Origin of the sequence: Bacillus sp. UMB0728 (assembly GCF_002858875.1) — a bacterium.
Taxonomy (GTDB): domain Bacteria; phylum Bacillota; class Bacilli; order Bacillales; family Cytobacillaceae; genus Bacillus_AB; species Bacillus_AB infantis.
This window is the reverse complement of sequence record NZ_PKLA01000005.1, coordinates 347677-363275: the sequence shown is the minus strand read 5'-3', so window position 1 is coordinate 363275 and position 15599 is coordinate 347677. Positions and strand designations below refer to the sequence as shown.

At 46.7% G+C, this 15599-nt stretch carries 21 protein-coding genes; 7 read left to right on the top strand and 14 right to left on the bottom strand.

Annotated elements, in window-relative coordinates; all coding sequences use genetic code 11:
- From CYJ37_RS21165 to CYJ37_RS21150, 4 genes are all read right to left on the bottom strand, one after another.
- Positions 1-1230, bottom strand: coding sequence for an MFS transporter (locus CYJ37_RS21165; protein ID WP_101551661.1), 1230 nt, complete (start codon positions 1228-1230; stop codon positions 1-3).
- A gap of 468 nt (positions 1231-1698) precedes the next feature.
- Positions 1699-2475: a TerC family protein gene (locus CYJ37_RS21160; RefSeq protein ID WP_101551658.1), complete on the bottom strand. Its 777-nt coding sequence runs from the start codon at positions 2473-2475 to the stop codon at positions 1699-1701.
- A 24-nt stretch (positions 2476-2499) separates the two neighbouring features.
- On the bottom strand, positions 2500-2775 hold the full coding sequence (locus tag CYJ37_RS21155; protein WP_009791562.1) for a YkvA family protein: 276 nt from the start codon (positions 2773-2775) through the stop codon (positions 2500-2502).
- 15 nt (positions 2776-2790) lie between these two features.
- On the bottom strand, positions 2791-2916 hold the full coding sequence (locus tag CYJ37_RS21150; protein ID WP_083783065.1) for an FbpB family small basic protein: 126 nt from the start codon (positions 2914-2916) through the stop codon (positions 2791-2793).
- Positions 2917-3230: 314 nt separating this feature from the next.
- Between CYJ37_RS21150 and CYJ37_RS21145 the strand changes: the two genes are divergently transcribed.
- The 4 genes from CYJ37_RS21145 to CYJ37_RS21140 all read left to right on the top strand — a co-directional run bounded on the left by CYJ37_RS21145 (position 3231) and on the right by CYJ37_RS21140 (position 5657).
- Entirely contained in the window at positions 3231-3632 is a 402-nt protein-coding gene (locus CYJ37_RS21145) for a VOC family protein (RefSeq protein WP_101551656.1), read from the top strand.
- Positions 3633-3722: 90 nt separating this feature from the next.
- Positions 3723-3887 (top strand): hypothetical protein, encoded by a 165-nt coding sequence (locus CYJ37_RS27435; RefSeq protein ID WP_009791565.1) that lies wholly within the window; start codon positions 3723-3725, stop codon positions 3885-3887.
- A 183-nt stretch (positions 3888-4070) separates the two neighbouring features.
- Positions 4071-4247, top strand: a complete 177-nt coding sequence (locus CYJ37_RS27430; protein ID WP_009791566.1) for an SE1832 family protein — start codon at positions 4071-4073, stop codon at positions 4245-4247.
- A gap of 399 nt (positions 4248-4646) precedes the next feature.
- On the top strand, positions 4647-5657 hold the full coding sequence (locus tag CYJ37_RS21140) for a hypothetical protein (protein ID WP_101551654.1): 1011 nt from the start codon (positions 4647-4649) through the stop codon (positions 5655-5657).
- Between the two features lie 60 nt (positions 5658-5717).
- Here CYJ37_RS21140 and CYJ37_RS21135 read toward each other — a convergent pair whose 3' ends face one another.
- The 4 genes from CYJ37_RS21135 to CYJ37_RS21120 all read right to left on the bottom strand — a co-directional run bounded on the left by CYJ37_RS21135 (position 5718) and on the right by CYJ37_RS21120 (position 9204).
- Positions 5718-6605, bottom strand: a complete 888-nt coding sequence (locus CYJ37_RS21135) for a GNAT family N-acetyltransferase (RefSeq protein ID WP_101551652.1) — start codon at positions 6603-6605, stop codon at positions 5718-5720.
- Between the two features lie 352 nt (positions 6606-6957).
- The gene (locus CYJ37_RS21130) at positions 6958-8286 is read right to left on the bottom strand and encodes a sensor histidine kinase (RefSeq protein WP_101551650.1); all 1329 of its coding nucleotides are present in this window, start codon (positions 8284-8286) and stop codon (positions 6958-6960) included.
- 145 nt (positions 8287-8431) lie between these two features.
- A complete protein-coding gene (locus CYJ37_RS21125; protein ID WP_009791571.1) occupies positions 8432-8788 on the bottom strand; it encodes an ArsR/SmtB family transcription factor in 357 nt (118 codons plus the stop codon).
- Positions 8788-9204 carry an SRPBCC family protein gene (locus CYJ37_RS21120; RefSeq protein ID WP_101551648.1) on the bottom strand — a complete coding sequence of 139 codons (417 nt, stop codon included), beginning with the start codon at positions 9202-9204 and terminating at the stop codon, positions 8788-8790. Before CYJ37_RS21120 ends, CYJ37_RS21125 begins: the two co-directional genes overlap by 1 nt.
- A gap of 172 nt (positions 9205-9376) precedes the next feature.
- Between CYJ37_RS21120 and CYJ37_RS21115 the strand changes: the two genes are divergently transcribed.
- From CYJ37_RS21115 to CYJ37_RS21105, 3 genes are all read left to right on the top strand, one after another.
- The gene (locus CYJ37_RS21115) at positions 9377-10792 is read left to right on the top strand and encodes a Na+/H+ antiporter NhaC family protein (RefSeq protein ID WP_035401275.1); all 1416 of its coding nucleotides are present in this window, start codon (positions 9377-9379) and stop codon (positions 10790-10792) included.
- 73 nt (positions 10793-10865) lie between these two features.
- On the top strand, positions 10866-11210 hold the full coding sequence (locus tag CYJ37_RS21110; protein ID WP_022543494.1) for an ASCH domain-containing protein: 345 nt from the start codon (positions 10866-10868) through the stop codon (positions 11208-11210).
- 6 nt (positions 11211-11216) lie between these two features.
- Positions 11217-11657, top strand: a complete 441-nt coding sequence (locus CYJ37_RS21105) for a hypothetical protein (RefSeq protein WP_094769072.1) — start codon at positions 11217-11219, stop codon at positions 11655-11657.
- Between the two features lie 49 nt (positions 11658-11706).
- On the opposite strand, the gene CYJ37_RS21100 is transcribed toward CYJ37_RS21105, so the two are convergent.
- The 6 genes from CYJ37_RS21100 to CYJ37_RS21075 all read right to left on the bottom strand — a co-directional run bounded on the left by CYJ37_RS21100 (position 11707) and on the right by CYJ37_RS21075 (position 15576).
- Complete coding sequence (locus tag CYJ37_RS21100) at positions 11707-12063, bottom strand: YbaN family protein (protein ID WP_257964280.1); 357 nt, start codon at positions 12061-12063, stop codon at positions 11707-11709.
- Between the two features lie 139 nt (positions 12064-12202).
- Positions 12203-12949 (bottom strand): amino acid ABC transporter ATP-binding protein, encoded by a 747-nt coding sequence (locus CYJ37_RS21095; protein WP_094769074.1) that lies wholly within the window; start codon positions 12947-12949, stop codon positions 12203-12205.
- Positions 12950-12962: 13 nt separating this feature from the next.
- Positions 12963-13643, bottom strand: coding sequence for an amino acid ABC transporter permease (locus tag CYJ37_RS21090; RefSeq protein WP_094769075.1), 681 nt, complete (start codon positions 13641-13643; stop codon positions 12963-12965).
- A gap of 14 nt (positions 13644-13657) precedes the next feature.
- Positions 13658-14461, bottom strand: a complete 804-nt coding sequence (locus CYJ37_RS21085) for an amino acid ABC transporter substrate-binding protein (protein WP_101551645.1) — start codon at positions 14459-14461, stop codon at positions 13658-13660.
- Positions 14462-14668: 207 nt separating this feature from the next.
- The gene (locus tag CYJ37_RS21080) at positions 14669-15031 is read right to left on the bottom strand and encodes a hypothetical protein (protein ID WP_101551643.1); all 363 of its coding nucleotides are present in this window, start codon (positions 15029-15031) and stop codon (positions 14669-14671) included.
- Positions 15031-15576, bottom strand: coding sequence for an NAD(P)H-dependent oxidoreductase (locus CYJ37_RS21075; RefSeq protein WP_101551641.1), 546 nt, complete (start codon positions 15574-15576; stop codon positions 15031-15033). The genes CYJ37_RS21080 and CYJ37_RS21075 overlap by 1 nt, the downstream gene beginning before the upstream one ends.
- Between the last annotated feature and the right edge of the window lie 23 nt (positions 15577-15599).

Genomic DNA, 15599 nt, shown 5'->3' with positions numbered 1-15599 from the left:
TTACATTGCCTCTGCCCTCTCTTCCTCTGAAAAATACTGGTTCATCCCAGGCTTCAAAGCCAGCCAGATGACATAAAAAGAAAGCAGCAGGTTTGCCCCGGCAAGGACAATCGTTGAATAGCGCAAAGGGATGATATCACCGATGATCCCGATGCCGAGCAGGAAAATGATTTGGGCAATGCTTTGGAAGACGGTCAATACACTCGTCATCCTCCCCATGATGGAGATGGGGATATTATTCTGGTAAAACGTCTGAAAGCCCGCGCTCATAAAGGCATTAAAAAAGCCAAGGAGCAAAAATCCTGCAGTGACCATCGCGAATGAATAGGATAAAGCATAAATCATATATCCTGCTGAGACCATGAGCATCCCGATGGCCATGAGCTGCTTGATGCTCAGCAGCCTGGAAATAACGGTGATCAACAGGGCTCCAAGCGCAAAGCCGATACCTGTGATGCTGACCAGGAAGCTGTAGTCAGCCTCGGACAGCCCGACTGTATCCTGGATGAACACAACCTCCTGTGAATCCAGGGCAAGGGAAAACAGGCCAAACGCAAGAAAGCTGGCATAGACGGCAAAAACAAAGGATTCTTTCTTGCTGAAGGTGATCACCTCACGCCAGTCCTCTTTAAGATGCTCGAGCGCATTCCTCTTTTCATGCATAGAGGCATCCTTGTCTGCATCAGGGAGAAACGTGATGATGAGGGCAGAAGCAAGAAATGAGAGGCTGTTCAAGTAGATGGCCATGTCAATGGTTCCGATCAAAAACAGCGCACCGGCAATGGAAGGGCCGACAATGAAGGCCCCGGATGAGACAAGGCTGCTGATTCCGTTGAACCGCTTCCGGCTAGCTGCTGGTACCAGCATGGCTATATATGTAGTGGATGCTGGTGCAAAAAAAGCCTTTGCAAGACTGATGACAAACAAGCATACATAAATCAGTTCCACACTGCCAAGGAGCGGGATAACCGCGACTCCGGCAGCCCGGATGATATCCGTAACGATCATCAGCTTCTTTTTATTGCTCCGGTCAACAACTCCCCCGCTCCAGGAATTCATCAGCACAGCTGTAACCGGCCCGATGATCCACAAGCCAGCGACCGCTGCAGCCGAACCGGTCATCTCGAAAACAAGCAGATTGATAGCAATCAGATAAATAAAATCCCCCAGCTTGGAAATGCCGATGCCAGTCAGGAGAAGTGAAGCAAGCTTCCAATTGAATTGGTTCATAAGTTCACCCTTGTTGTGGGAATAGTCAATCAATTCATTATAGCATGCGAGTCCCTTATCCTCTTGGGAAGATGTTACAAACTGCCAAACTCGTATAAAAAGAGGAAGGCAGCGCCCTCCTCTTTTGCTGGAACCGCTATTTTCCGTTTTCACAGAAATAGTGGTTCTACCTTCTCTCGCTGGAACCACTACTTTTGTTTTTCATAGAAATAGTGGTTCTACCTTCCACTTCTGGAACCACTATTTTCGATTTTCATATAAATAGCGGTTCTACCTCCTCATGCTGTAACCACTATTTTCGATTTTCATAGAAATAGCGGTTCTACCTCCTCATGCTGGAACCACTATTTTCGATTTTCATATAAATAGCGGTTCTACCTCCTCATGCTGGAACCGTCATTTCCCTTTTCACCAGAAATAGCGGTCTAACCTCCAGCCCCTGGAACCAGGGCTCATAGCAAACTCCACTTAACCTTCAGATACAGCCTCTTCCTTCGGCTTCGAAAAGAACCAGCCGCCAACTGCAATTAAAATAAGCACGATATAGAACGTGATTTTCCATTCAGAAGATTTGGCAAAGCCTTCTGCCAGTACCCCAAGCGCCGGATGTGAGAGTGTGTACACAGACAGCTTAACGCCTACCCAGCCGACAATCAGGAATGCGGCAACTTCGAGGCCAGGCCTTGAATGCAGCAGCCCGACAAACAGATTGGCTGCGAAGCGCATGATAATCAGACCGATGAAACCTCCGGCAAAGATGACAAGGAATTTTCCTCCGTCAAGTCCACCGATATTCGGAAGCCCTGAATCCGGGAGCGCGATCGACAAGGCAACAGCAGCAAGGATTGAATCGACAGCAAAGGCGATATCAGCCAGCTCTACCTTAAGAACAGTTACCCAAAAGCCTGATTTCTTCTTTTCTTCTCCCTCTTCCTCCTCCTTCGCTCCGAATTTTCTGGCGGCAAGCTTACGGACAATATGGTTGATACAGATGAATAACAGGTAAAGCGCACCAATCGCTTGGACCTGCCAAACGTCGACCAGGAATGAGATGACAAATAATGAGCCGAACCTGAAGACAAAAGCTCCTGCCAGACCGTAGAATAATGCCTTTTTCCGCTCCTCTTCAGGCAGATGCTTGACCATGATGGCCAGTACGAGCGCATTGTCAGCGGCTAAGAGCCCTTCGATGGCTACCAGGAGCAGCAGCACCCAGCCATATTCCATTAATAATGCAAAATCCATTTTTTGAACCTCCTATTAATCTGATTATTTTTCTATTCCATGCTTTAATTTCAGTGAATCCGGCGCCATCTTGATCATCCGCTCTACAACAAATCCAGCCACTGCCAAATCATCGACGATTCCAAGGATGGCTAGATAATCGGGAATAAGATCGAATGGGAAAAAGGCATACGTCAAAACGAGCAGGATGCCGAGCGCCTTCTTGTGGGCCTCAACCTCCTTCGATAAAAAGAAATCTTTCAGAAAGGGTATGACCTTCCAAAATTTAAACAGAAACTTGATTCTCCGGAAAAATTTCATGCTGCTTCACACTCCTTATTGCGATTTTGCATACCTCTCATCCAGCCGCTTTTCAATTTTTTCAATCTCTCTCTTGTCCTTCAGAAGCTCTTCCTTGTTCTTCCTGATCAATTCTTCAAACTGGAATTTCTTCTTTTTCATGCCTGACACCCCTTTTAAAATTTTTAACAGAAAAAAAGCCTTTGCCACATCCGGCAAAGGCTCAATAAACAAATAAAGACCTTTACCCGAATCAGGTAAAGGTCTTGCTAACAACGTCATGGTTGCCAACAAAGCCGGGAGAAAACTCCGAAATGACGACTTTGCTGTAAAAGCTACTCCCCTTTAGGAGACTATTTAACTGTTGCCTTTATCATAATATAAACCTTCTGGGCTGTCAAACTTTCTTCTGCAGGAAGGAAATGGCATATCCAATGGCAAATTATTATACATACCATTTTTTAAGGAGGATCACCATGCAAAAATTTGTATCTCATATTGCCACGATTGAAATACCTGTCTCAGATCTTGAAAGGTCCATAGCGTTCTACAAAGAAATATTCGGTGTCTCGGTTCACTTTCATGGGGAAAAAGCTGCCATGCTGACATTTGAAGCCAAAGGGGTGCCGACCATCTTTCTTGTAGAGACTGGCAGTGAAGGAAATCTGTCTTTCCATAATACATATACAGGGGTCGACCACACCGTTGTTGATTTTTATACAGAATCTCTTAAAGAGTTCAGAGATTGGCTCCAGGAAAAAAAGGTAGAAGTGGGTCCGCTTAATGTACATCCTGAAAACGGGATGGGCGGGTTTGGCTTCAAAGACCCGGACGGCAACAATCTGAGCGCGTGCAATGTCCTTCATCCTGGACAGTAAGCATTAAAGGTGGCATTGCCCCTTTTTCTGCTTTGTCCACACCTTTCTCCCCCAAAGCGCATTATATGTATCCGTAAAGGATGTGAAATCATGAACATTGCGTCAATCGGGGAGCATTGTGTTGTAAGGATCAACCGGCAATTTTACCTGCTGCTGGAAATCGATTTTACTTTTGAGGCGATGAACAGGAAAGAAACCATTTTTATCCTATTGACCGAACAAGAAGCCAGTGCGCTGACAGAAGCCTCTCTATAAAAAGCCATAGGTGTCCTCCTTTGAAGGCAGGCGCCTATGGCTTGCTTTGCAATTAGATATGAAAAAATTTGGCGGTACGCTTAAACAGCGCTATCTATGCTTAAATACATAAACGCATATCAGTTGCCCATCCCTTCTGTAAACGTTATATTTCAGAGTAGATGGAAGAAATGAGGGATCAGGATGAAAAAAGCTGAAATAGAATACAAGATACAAGATCTTAAGCTTGATTACGTACGGCTCCAAAACGATCTGGAGAAAATGGAATCTGTCGACGGAAACCTGTCTCCGCTCGAAAAACAAATCCAGGCAATCGAGGCAGAGCTGAAAAGTTTATATAAAGAATTGGAAAACGAGTGATATGAGTTTTGGGTAAGATAATCGGGCCTCTCTTATTTTAGACAGGCCCTGTATATTGATAAGTGCAATTTAATGCGTAACTGGCCGGCTTGAAACCGGTCCTTATATTTAAAAAGCAGACATTCTATGCATGAGTCGCCGCGGTGAGGCCAAGTCATGTACCGAATAGAGCTTATCTATGCATGACTCGTCGATTTGAATCCAAAGGATGCCTGAATAACCTATCTCTACACGACTCGCCTCAACAAGCGAGTATTTTATATGACTTTAGTAATAAAATTCACACCTCATAATAGGAAGATTGATTTATTTTTCCAATATTTAGATATTATTATTTTCAGCAGCTCCTTCCTCCCGTTTACAATAGGGATTGTTATCTTATAATCGGAGGAACATATTATGAAAATCAATTCTCTTATTCTAGTCATTCTTGTTGTACTGCTGGCTGCCTGCGGGAACAGTCAGGATGAGGAAGCAGGCAAAAAGGAGCCTGTACAGGATGAGGCAGCCCAAAAGGAAGATCAGGATTCTGCTGAGGATGAGGACAGTGATAAAGAGGCTGTTAAAACTACGGTGCTTACAGCGCGTGAGGATGCAGGCGATTATGATGTGAAGCTTGAAGGCGAAATCCACCGGAAAGATCAAAACATCACAGTCACAGGCACCACCAATCTTCTACCCGGTTCAAAGCTTTTCCTTTATACCGATCCGCTAGACGGCGCCATCATCGGAAGCGCCGGCACCACTCTTGTCGAAGAGGATGGAAGCTTCACGCTTGAAGACAGCATCCCGGATGATTATAAATATCCGGTGATTTATACAAAAATCATTTTCAAGCCCTCTGCCAGCAGCGATGAGGTGAATGAGCATTATTCCGTGGATGGCAGCAAGCTCGAAGGGGCATTCGTCAGGCTTGATGAAGAAGGCGGAGAACACCAGAAGCAGATTGTCGCTGTGAATGAAATTGACCTGTCCCAGCCGGAAAGCACGGTCATGATTGAAGAACCGGAATGGTTAAAGCCCGATGATTACGGAGCTGTTCAAATCCGGATGGAAACTGAAGTGACCGAAGATGAAGATTTCATTTACGTTAATGGTAAAAGCAATATTCTGGAAGGAGCATCTGTTACAGGAGGCGTCAGTGCAGAAGGCTATATCATCACAGGCTTCAATGACCGTGCCGATGTCTTGCCTGACGGATCCTTCCGCCTGGTCATCTCCAACCCGATGACCGAAATCAAAGATCTGAAATCCTATCAAGTCAAAATCATGTTCGACCCCACTGATGGCAACGGCTTATCCTATATCAAGGAAACCTACGGCGAAAAAGGCGAAAAGCTGCAGGGCGGTCTGATCAAAGACGAAAACGGGACCAACATGGCGGTCTATAGCTTTAAAGTCGGGAAATAGGAGGGCGTTTCTGCCCCGCAGCCAGTGAAGAAGGCGTCTCCAAAAAAGGAGACGCCTTCTTCATGCCTGGACTGTCAGCGGATGCTTAAACTCTGCCGGCAGTCTGCTATGTTCGCCATTATATTTTACAAATAAAACATGGCTGTCTTGATACTTCACCTTTTCCAGCACATCGGTCTTTGGAGAAGGGGTGAAATAAAGCGCTGCCCTGTTTGTCTCCTTTTCTGCGAGCCTTCCGGCAAGGCCGGCCGGATCCCAATCAGGTTCAGAGGAAATGATATCATACACATGCAGGACATCCTTTTCCTGCCTGGCGAGTACAATGGCCCGATCTTCCGGGAGATGGTAGATGTCATCATGGAACACATTCAGGCAGTAAAACATGAGCAGCTCTCTTGTGTTGACTGCATCAAACCCGCCTGGAAAGGTTCTCCTGCCTGCCATCTCATAAATGAAGCTTAGATCCTCCGGATTTCTGCCATCCAATTTGCGGATCTCGCTTTGATTACTGTCGGCGTTGGCTTCTATGAAATATTGCATCTCCTCCACCGGACTGAACCCAAATTTCGGATAAAAATCGAGCACAGTTGAATTGGCAAAAAGGTAAATGAAATCCGCTTCTTGATAGTCTTCCAGGATGCGTTCCATCAGCTGCCTTGCCAGCCCTAGATTGCGGTAATCCTTATGCGTCATGACAGTGCCCACCTGGACAGCCTTCCAATCCTTTCCCTCTCCTGAAAACCCGATCAGATTTGCCGATGCATTGGCCACCACTTTTTCTCCGTCAGCAAAAGAATAGGGTATGTATTTATCTGACCAGTATCCGAGGTCAAACCAGTTCTCAAATTGGATGCCGAAAGTCTCTTTCGCCAGTTCATTAAAACTCCTGCGCAATATTCGGTTTTTTTCATAGCCTGAGACAAACGTCAGCTTCTCCAGTACAGCCATATTACTTTCCTCCCATCAAGGCTTCTTTGCTTTTATAGTAAGGCGGAAAATGATCAGCGTCCAATCTTTTTTCAAAAAAATCCCTGATTTAAGTTTACAGGAAAACACACCGGGAACGAGTGGAATATCTAATCATTACACAGGGAGGCGGAAGAGATGAGCCTGCTTTTTTACAAAGCAATGGAAGCGTTCAAAAAAGATGCTGAACGCGAAGAGCAAATGAAGCGCCAAGCGGCAAGTCAATATCCGAGAAAGCAAAAATAAGAACCCTTTTCCCTTTCCTGTCCATCCTTTCGAGGGTGGATTTTCTGTATAAGAAAAAGGATAAAATCCCATGGGATTTTATCCTTTTTCATTTTGCCGGGCTCTTTCCAGCAGCTGCAGGAATGACCACTTTAGCAGAAGTAACCGAATGATGTGAATCTAAGGTAACCTGGCCGCCATAGCGGCTGGTGATCTGTTTTACAATGAACAGCCCCTGGCCTCTTGTTTTGCCTTTTTCCGGTTTTTTCGTTGAAAATCCGCTTTCGAAAATCTTTTCTTTATCCCATGAATTTATGCAGGGGCCTGTGTTTGTCACGGTAAACATATAGTGGCCTTCACCTGCCGTGCAGGATACTGACAGCTTCCTTTCTTCCTCAGGAAGCTCAAGGGAAGCCTCTATGGCATTATCTATCAAATTAGAGAGGATTTTAATCAGGTCTGTTGTTTTAATAAGATCAAAAGAGTCCTCAGAAACGGAAAATCTGGCTTCGATGCCGTAATTTTGCGCCAGCAGCCTTTTTGTTTCAAGCAGTACCCCCAGCCCGGGGTTGACCGTATCGAGCTTGATGGATTCAATGGAATGCACTTCCTTGGAAAGGGCCGTCAGATAAGAAAGGGCCTGATCATAGCTCTCAATCTTCAGCAGGCCGTGAAGCACCTGGATATGGTTTGAGTAATCATGCCTCAATGACCGGACTGAGGAAAGAAGCGAATCAAACTCTGCCTGGTACGTATATTCCGTCTCACCGACTTCATTTTTCAGCTCGCGCTGGTACCAGCGCTGGATAAAGATGAATGCCGCGAGGAGAAACAGTACAAAGACTCCGTTGAAGACCAGGTTGGATAAACTGCCTTTCAGCACCTTGCTGCTGATGCTTCCGATCATTTCCGCGCTGATGTCGATGGCCAGGAAACCAATGGTTGCACCTTCCGAATTTTTGATTGGCGCGCCTGCAGTCAAATACTCTCCATATTCGGGATCCTGGATGAGGCCGGTACTAAAAGGCTTCCCATTATAGGCCAGCTTCACCTGCTCCTCAGGTACAGTGCAGATCCCGCCGATTGGAAACTCTTCGGCACCTGGCGGGAGCCCGGCTATCATTGCCCTCGAAACCTCGGGATTATCAATGAGGAGGGTATACACATGGAGCGAGCCTGTCTTCTTCCTGACATCCTCCAGATACCTTTTGATAGCTTCATATTCCGGCCCTTTTTCCGGATTTTCCAGAAACTCCTCATAAATGATGACTGGCATGGTATCTGCAATAGATTTGGCTGTTTCAAGCGTCTGGCTGGCGATGGACCTTACGGTAGAGCCTTTTATGCTTACATAAGATATATACATGTTGAAAATAGTAAACAATAGCAGCAACCCTGCTGATATTATAATGATGGCTTTGAGCTTGGCATTTTTCATCTGCTCTAACTTCCTCTTCTTGATAACACTTATAGTAAAAATAGCCTAAATTCAAGTTTACTATATTTTGAGGGTGAGCACATCATAAAATAGGTTGGGAAAATTTCAAAAACAGGCCAGTCTGAATGGCCTGCTTCATTTCATTCTATTCTTCCTTTTCATTGTGCTCCAGATAAGTGCTTTTATCATTTTCAATGAGATGCTTGAGCACCGATAACCGGTTATCCCAGAACCGGTCGAAATAAGCGAGCCATTCCCTCAATTCAGCGAGGGATTCGGGCTGGAGTGTGTAAAGCTTCTCCCTCCCCGCCTTTCGCCCCTTGATCAGCTTCGCTTCTGAAAGGATATGGAGATGCTTGGCCACTGCAGTTCTGCTAATGGAAAAATGGCCGGCAATTTCTGATACAGGACGCTCCTTCTCTGCAACCAGCCTTAAGACTTCGCGGCGCGTCGGATCAGCCACAGCCTGGAAAACATCGTATTTTTGTGCCGGGGCGGACATTATGACTCCACAGCTTTCTTCAATTTTTCTACAATGCCTGACCAGCCGCCGCTCATGCGCTCCCTGACAACGCCGCTCGCCTCGCGGGCCTTTGGCAGGATTTCACCGGTTTCCTTCCAGCCGGCATGGATAAGAGTGAACTCTGTTTTCCCGCCCTTCTCTTTTAACAGGAACGAAACAGTCCATCCATCATTGTCCCAGAGAAAAGAAAGCCTGTAAGGCGGATCAAGCTCGGTCACCTTGCATGGAGAAGGCCCAAAAGGGGACTGAAGATGAAATTCACAGCCCAGTTCAGGCTTGAAATCATTCGGCATGAACCATTCCGCGATTCCTTCTGAAGAGGCTACCTTTGCCCATACTTTCTCAATTGGTGCTTCAATGGTGATGACCTTGACGATATCATCTGCTTTTGCCATAATGATTCTCCTTTTCCGACGAATATACAACCTTTTGGTTACACTTTTAAAATATAACACCTTATGGTTATATGTCAATGGAAGTTCATATAGGAAACCTTGCCCACAATCGGAATAATTTTTTCCCAACCTCGGCAATCTAACACTATGACAAAAGACAGGGTGAATGATTGTGCAGACTGACTGGTTTTCTATCCTTCCATTTCTGATTGCGATACCCATTGCCATAAAAACCAAACAGGTCCTTCCAGGCCTTTTTGCCGGCCTTCTCGCCGGATCCTTCCTTCTTCAGCCGACACTGGCAGGAGGCTTGGAGACGCTCATCCGTTTTCTCGTTAAAGGGCTCATAGATGAAAATAATATTAAGATCATCCTTTTTCTTTATGCTTTTTCCGGCCTTGTCGGCATGATCAAGATTTCCGGGGGCATCAGGGGGTTTGTTGAGGAGGCGTCAGTCAGGATCCAAAATAAAAGGCAGGCACTCCTTCTCACTTACCTTTCCACGGTTGGGACCTTTTCGGCCCCCAGCTTCCGGTTCGTCACGATTGCGCCGATCATGCGGGCACTTTTGAAAAAAGTGAAAATGTCGACACAGGAGCTTGGCTTTGTTATCGAGACCACAGCAACTCCCATCATTGTCCTGATACCGATCGCTACAGCCTTTGTCGGCTATATGACCTCCATTGTCGATATTGCTGTCAGCAATGAGAACATAAATGCCGATCCTTATGATCTGTTCCTGAGGAGCATCCCTTTTAATTTCTTTTCATTTGTGATGATTCTTCTCGGCATTTATTTGAGCTTCTTCCATCATTCAAAGTCAACGCAGGACAGCAATCCTGAAAAGATCGGAAAATCCGGCGATGATGAAGATGACTGGCATACTTGCGACCCGGCTGTTGGGAGAGACTTGCCGGAAAAGCCGTGGAATCTGTTGGTACCGCTTGCGCTTGTTGTTGTTCTGACTTTAATATTCACATGGTGGGACGGCTATAAGAAGGCAGGGGGCTTTGCCGCTGCCTTCATTAAAGCGGATGTGATGGATGCTATGCTGATTGCCCTTGTATTTACTGTTTTATTTACATTTTTGTTTTTCCGGTTCCAAAAGACGAAGACGTCCGATCTTTTGAACAGCTTCGTGATCGGCGGGAATGACCTTATGTCAGTCATCGTCCTGCTCGCGGTTGTCTGGGGGCTGTCGTCCGTAACAGAGGCGCTGGGCTTTTCCGCGTTTGTCACCCGATATTCGAGCTGGATTCCTCCATCCATCGTTGTGCCGCTGCTCTTTTTATTCGGAGCAGCCATCTCATATTTCATCGGGTCGGCATGGGGCACCTGGGGCATCCTGATGCCGCTCGGGATTTCAATGGCTGCTGCTTCAGGGATCTATCTTCCGCTCGTCATCGGCGCTGTCTTTGCCAGCGGGACCTTTGGTGCATTTGCCTCCCCGCTGAGCGACGATACGAATACGATCGCCCGGATCCTGAATTTGTCTGTCATTGAATATGCCCGCTATAAGCTGAAGCCTGCTTTGATTGCCGCCGGTATTACTGCCGTATTGTATGCGGGGACCGTATTTTTCTTCTGACAGCTGAATTGCCCTCACCGCACCGAGTGAAATGTGGTAAAGTTAAAGGGCACAAAACTGAAAGGGGAATCATATGACACACCAAGATAGTGGATTGCCAGCTAAAACATGCAGCATTGAAAGACTCGTTACGGTACCGGCGGATATCGAGAAGGTACTAAAAGGAGAAAAGACAGCTACGAGAAGGAATGGCAGGTATGCTGATATCGGGGAAATCATGGTGCTCAAGGATAAAGAATTCATCGTGACTTCCGTTTACAGCCAGACTCTCGGTGAGCTTACCGACGAACATGCCCGCCAGGAAGGCTTCGGCTCTGTCGAGGATTATAAGCAGACAATCCTTTCGTATCATAAAGGAATGCCTTGGCTTCCGCATATGAAGGTATGGGTCCACGAATTCAAACCGGCTGAAGCGTAAGACTCAATGGATTTAATCTACCGGGCTGTTATATACATACATGTACTTAGTGCGATTATGTCAATCGGGCCATTCTTCATCCTCTTCCCGATTGTGAAGAAGCTGAAGACTGCCGCCGGTGCCGAGCTTGAAGCTTATATGGATACTTTCCGGTCCGTTGTCAGGCTCTCCAAGCACTCCGGTCACGTCCTTGTAGGATCCGGCGTGATTTTGATCGCAGCCGGACCATGGACATGGGGCACCTCCTGGGTTGTCATGACCCTGATCATCCTGTTTCTCTCTCTCTTTTTCCTGGCGCGCGCTTTCACGCCGAAGCTGCGGAAATTCCGGGAAGAAGGGACCGATAAGGAAAAAGCAGCGGCTCAGCTTAACCGCACTGTCTGGATTTACATCATCCTTCTATCCGCCATGCTCTGGTTCATGGTCGTCAAGCCTGGTCTTTGGTAAGACGGTCAGCCTATTGAGGAGAAACAGGATAAAATGCTAAAACCTTGCCTTAATCCGGCAAGGTTTTTATTTTATAGAAGAAATAATAGTATTTATACAGAACAATGATTACCAGCATAATCCTGACTGCTGTGAGATCCGTCAAGAAGAATGCAATGATGATCATGGCGTCAGCAAACAGCAGGATCGTGAATTTTTGCCTTAGTGTCATCGCCTTTTTATTCACAAAGCTTTCCAGATGCTTTTTATAAATACCTGTCTGCTTAAACCAGGCTTCAAACTTTTCCGATCCTTTCATAAAGCAGAATGAAGCCAGCAGAAGCAGCGGGGTGGTCGGAACGACGGGAAGGATGATGCCCAGGATGCCAAGGCCCAGGGCCAGGAAGCCGGCTGTGACGAATAAAATCTGTTTTAATTTCCTGATAACATCTGCCCCCTTCCCATTCTGAGTTTAATCTATCACTTTTCATAGTAAAAAGATATATCTGATGTATTGATGCAAAACTCTATAAAGAAAGGCCCTGCATCTGCGCAGGGCCTCCACTTTATCGGGCAGTCACTTTGTTTAAAAACTGCTGTGTCCGCTTGTTTTGTGATTTTTCAAATACGTCCTCTGGTGTTCCTCTCTCAACGACAACACCGCCGTCCATGAAGATGACTTCATCGGCAGCATCGCGGGCAAAGCTCATTTCATGTGTCACGATAACCATCGTGATATCTTCTTTGGCAAGATCCTTCATTACCTTCAGCACTTCCCCGACCAGCTCCGGGTCAAGAGCTGATGTCGGTTCATCGAAGAGCAGTACCTGCGGATCCATTGCCATTGCCCGGGCAATGCCGACCCGCTGCTGCTGGCCGCCGGACAGCTGGTGCGGGTAATTATCGGCACGATCTTTGAGCCCCACCTTTTCGAGGAGGCCCAGTGCTTTTTTCCGCGCTTCCTCTTTCGAGCGCTTCAAGACGACCATCTGGCCTTCCATTACATTTTCAGCCGCGGTCAAATGCGGGAAGAGATTATAATTCTGGAATACCATGCCGGTCTGCTTGCGGAAGGCTACCATTTCCGCCGTTTTAATTTTCGCAGAATCCCCGAACTGGAGCGTTTTGTTTCCAAGCTCGATCTTACCGGCATCAGGAGTTTCGAGCAGATTCATGCATCTGAGAAGTGTTGTCTTCCCGGATCCTGAAGGGCCGATGATAACGGCCGTTTTCCCGGTCGGGATGGACAGGTCGATCCCTTTCAGCACTTCCAGTTCGCCGAATTTCTTATACAGGTTTTCAATCTTTATCATTCAGGCACCTCCATTATTTGGCTACGCTTCTTCCAAAACGGTCTTCAAGCTTGTTCTGGAAATAAGACAGGACTGTGCTGAAAATCAGATAAATAAAAGCAACCTCGATGTACAGCCACAGCGGTTCATAGGTGGCTGCCGCAATCTGCTGCCCCTTTTGGAACATCTCGGTAACCGTGATGGTCGCTGCCAGGGAAGTATCTTTTACCAGGCTGATAAAAGAATTCCCGAGCGGAGGGAGTGAGACTCTGACTGCCTGGGGAACGATGATGCGCCTCATGGCCTGGCTCCTGGTCATCCCGACAGAGGAAGCCGCTTCCCATTGCCCCTTGGGGATGGAAAGGATTGCCGCCCGGATGATTTCAGAGCTGTATGCACCCTTGTTCAAGGTAAAAGCAATCACAGCGGCCGGGAACGGATCCAGTGTGATGCCTACGCTTGGAAGTCCAAAAAACAGGATGAAAATCTGGACCAGCAGCGGGGTTCCCCTGAAGATCCAAACATAAAACCTGGCCAGCGCGACAAGCGGCTTGATGCTGGATAATCGGGCAAGGGCCACAAAAAACGCAAGAATCAAGCCGAGGGCAAATGTAATCAGTGTGAGCGGGATTGTAAAATAGATCCCGGCTTTTAGAATAGGAAAAAAGGAATCAGCGAGGATTCCTATAATTCGTTCTGAGCGTTCATCAAACATCTATATCAGATCCTTTATTTCGATACGTCTGTGTTGAACCATTTTTTTGAAATTTCCAGGTATGTTCCGTCTTCCTTCATTTCTGCAAGAGCTCCGTTCACAGCCTCGACAAGCTCATCGCTGCCTTTGCGGAAAAGGAAGGCATTACTTGTTGCATTCTCTTCTTCAAAAACTGTTTTAACAGGAAGCTCAGGACGCTGCTTCTTAAGGTCAAGATAAGAAAGGCTGTCATTGAGTGTCGCATCGATCCTGCCTGATGTTATCAGATCTATTGATTGATTGAAGCCTTCTACCACCGTGTTCGTAGCCCCATGCTCTTCAGCAATTTTACGGTAGTTTGAGTCCAGTGACTGCCCGACCTTTTTGCCGTCCAAATCATCAAGCGTCTTGATTTCATCATTATTTTCATGAACGATCAGCACCGCTTTAGAAACGATATATGGATCTGACATATCGTATTTTTCAAGGCGGTCTTCACGGACGGCTACTTCATTCGCAACCAGGTCGTAGCGTTTTGCATCAAGTCCGGCAATCATGCCGTCCCATTTAGTCTCAACAAACACAGGCTTGATATCAAGGCGCTTGAACACTTCTTCTGCAATTTCAATGTCAAAGCCGGTCAGCTTTCCTTCTTTATCATGGTAGGTGAACGGGGCATAGGTTCCTTCAGTCCCGATAGTGATTTCGCCTTTTTCCTTGATCTGGTCATACAGGCTCTGGTCTTTCGCTGTATCTTTGTCTCCATCGCCGCTGCTTCCGCATGCAGCAAGGGAAATCGCTAATGCAAATGTGAGTAAAATTAGTGCGTACTTCTTCATGTGTGCATCAATCTCCTAGTATTTTTATCGGTTTAATTCAAACAACGTTACTTAGATTAATTCACTGGTGAAAAAAAGTCAACATATATTGCTCGGTATTAAAAAGAATCCCCTTAATGCCTTTATTTCATGTGCAGATAAAAACTTTCAGCCGGCAATCCTTAAAATCAGGCAAACCCGCATCCTTTGCCAGATGCGGGTTGAACTTTACTTTTCTTTTTTCTGGTTCAGTGATTTTAAGGCACCGCGGAATGCCTGGTCATCCATCCTGCTGTCAGAGGAATCATGCTTTTTCTCATTTTCCTTCATAAAAGATTGCAGGGCCTGCCGGTATGCATGGTCTTCCATCCGTTCTGCATCTTCCGCAGCAGGCTTTATTGGTGTGCCTGCTGCTTCCCCTGCATCCTGAACGGGTTCAGCAGGATGTTCCTCAGGAGCCTGGAGCACTGCCTGGCTGGCACTCTTTTTCTCCTCCAGCTGACCATGTCTGCGTGTAGAGTTTAGATTGGCAGCAATCAGGCTGGCAGCCACGATTAAAGCAGCCAAAAGGCAAAATATGATGCCGGCCATTACTGACCAGCTCCGTCTCTGCCGGCATCAAGCCGTCTGGCCAGAAGTGAAACCCGTTCACCGAGGGTTCTCCCGAGTTCCAGCCCTTCATTTGATATCTTCTCGTCTGAATCAATCGGGCAGGTGATGCCGACACCATAATAAGAGCCGTATAAGGCATTTGCCGGAATATTGGCAGGCAGTCCGGCAATAATCATCCCTTGATGGAGCATGGGCGTAATCAGATTGAGCATCGTTGCCTCGAGGCCACCGTGAGTGGTTGCCGTTGTACAGAAAACCGCGCCAATTTTATTGACCAGCTTTCCTTCCGCCCATAAATAGCCCAGCTTATCAATCCACGCCTTCAAGCCTGAGCTGATGGTTCCAAAATGGCCCGGGCATCCCCATATGATGGCATCCATTTCCGGGAGTTTATACACATCTGCCTGGCTGACATGATCAATCAATACCTCTGCTCCCTCTATCGTCCGGGCGCCTTCAGCAATGGACCTGGCCAGGGCTTCCGTATGCATGCCTTCGCTATCGTAAACCACGTATATCTTCAATTGCCTTTCCTCCCCGCATTTTT

Excerpts from the sequence above, each read along its gene's own strand:
- CYJ37_RS21165 (WP_101551661.1), bottom strand. The coding sequence starts at position 1,230 with ATGAACCAATTCAATTGGAAGCTTGCTTCACTTCTCCTGACTGGCATC.
- CYJ37_RS21160 (WP_101551658.1), bottom strand. The coding sequence starts at position 2,475 with ATGGATTTTGCATTATTAATGGAATATGGCTGGGTGCTGCTGCTCCTG.
- CYJ37_RS21155 (WP_009791562.1), bottom strand. The coding sequence starts at position 2,775 with ATGAAATTTTTCCGGAGAATCAAGTTTCTGTTTAAATTTTGGAAGGTC.
- CYJ37_RS21150 (WP_083783065.1), bottom strand. The coding sequence starts at position 2,916 with ATGAAAAAGAAGAAATTCCAGTTTGAAGAATTGATCAGGAAGAACAAG.
- CYJ37_RS21145 (WP_101551656.1), top strand. The coding sequence starts at position 3,231 with ATGCAAAAATTTGTATCTCATATTGCCACGATTGAAATACCTGTCTCA.
- CYJ37_RS27435 (WP_009791565.1), top strand. The coding sequence starts at position 3,723 with ATGAACATTGCGTCAATCGGGGAGCATTGTGTTGTAAGGATCAACCGG.
- CYJ37_RS27430 (WP_009791566.1), top strand. The coding sequence starts at position 4,071 with ATGAAAAAAGCTGAAATAGAATACAAGATACAAGATCTTAAGCTTGAT.
- CYJ37_RS21140 (WP_101551654.1), top strand. The coding sequence starts at position 4,647 with ATGAAAATCAATTCTCTTATTCTAGTCATTCTTGTTGTACTGCTGGCT.
- CYJ37_RS21135 (WP_101551652.1), bottom strand. The coding sequence starts at position 6,605 with ATGGCTGTACTGGAGAAGCTGACGTTTGTCTCAGGCTATGAAAAAAAC.
- CYJ37_RS21130 (WP_101551650.1), bottom strand. The coding sequence starts at position 8,286 with ATGAAAAATGCCAAGCTCAAAGCCATCATTATAATATCAGCAGGGTTG.
- CYJ37_RS21125 (WP_009791571.1), bottom strand. The coding sequence starts at position 8,788 with ATGTCCGCCCCGGCACAAAAATACGATGTTTTCCAGGCTGTGGCTGAT.
- CYJ37_RS21120 (WP_101551648.1), bottom strand. The coding sequence starts at position 9,204 with ATGGCAAAAGCAGATGATATCGTCAAGGTCATCACCATTGAAGCACCA.
- CYJ37_RS21110 (WP_022543494.1), top strand. The coding sequence starts at position 10,866 with ATGACACACCAAGATAGTGGATTGCCAGCTAAAACATGCAGCATTGAA.
- CYJ37_RS21105 (WP_094769072.1), top strand. The coding sequence starts at position 11,217 with ATGGATTTAATCTACCGGGCTGTTATATACATACATGTACTTAGTGCG.
- CYJ37_RS21095 (WP_094769074.1), bottom strand. The coding sequence starts at position 12,949 with ATGATAAAGATTGAAAACCTGTATAAGAAATTCGGCGAACTGGAAGTG.
- CYJ37_RS21090 (WP_094769075.1), bottom strand. The coding sequence starts at position 13,643 with ATGTTTGATGAACGCTCAGAACGAATTATAGGAATCCTCGCTGATTCC.
- CYJ37_RS21085 (WP_101551645.1), bottom strand. The coding sequence starts at position 14,461 with ATGAAGAAGTACGCACTAATTTTACTCACATTTGCATTAGCGATTTCC.
- CYJ37_RS21080 (WP_101551643.1), bottom strand. The coding sequence starts at position 15,031 with ATGGCCGGCATCATATTTTGCCTTTTGGCTGCTTTAATCGTGGCTGCC.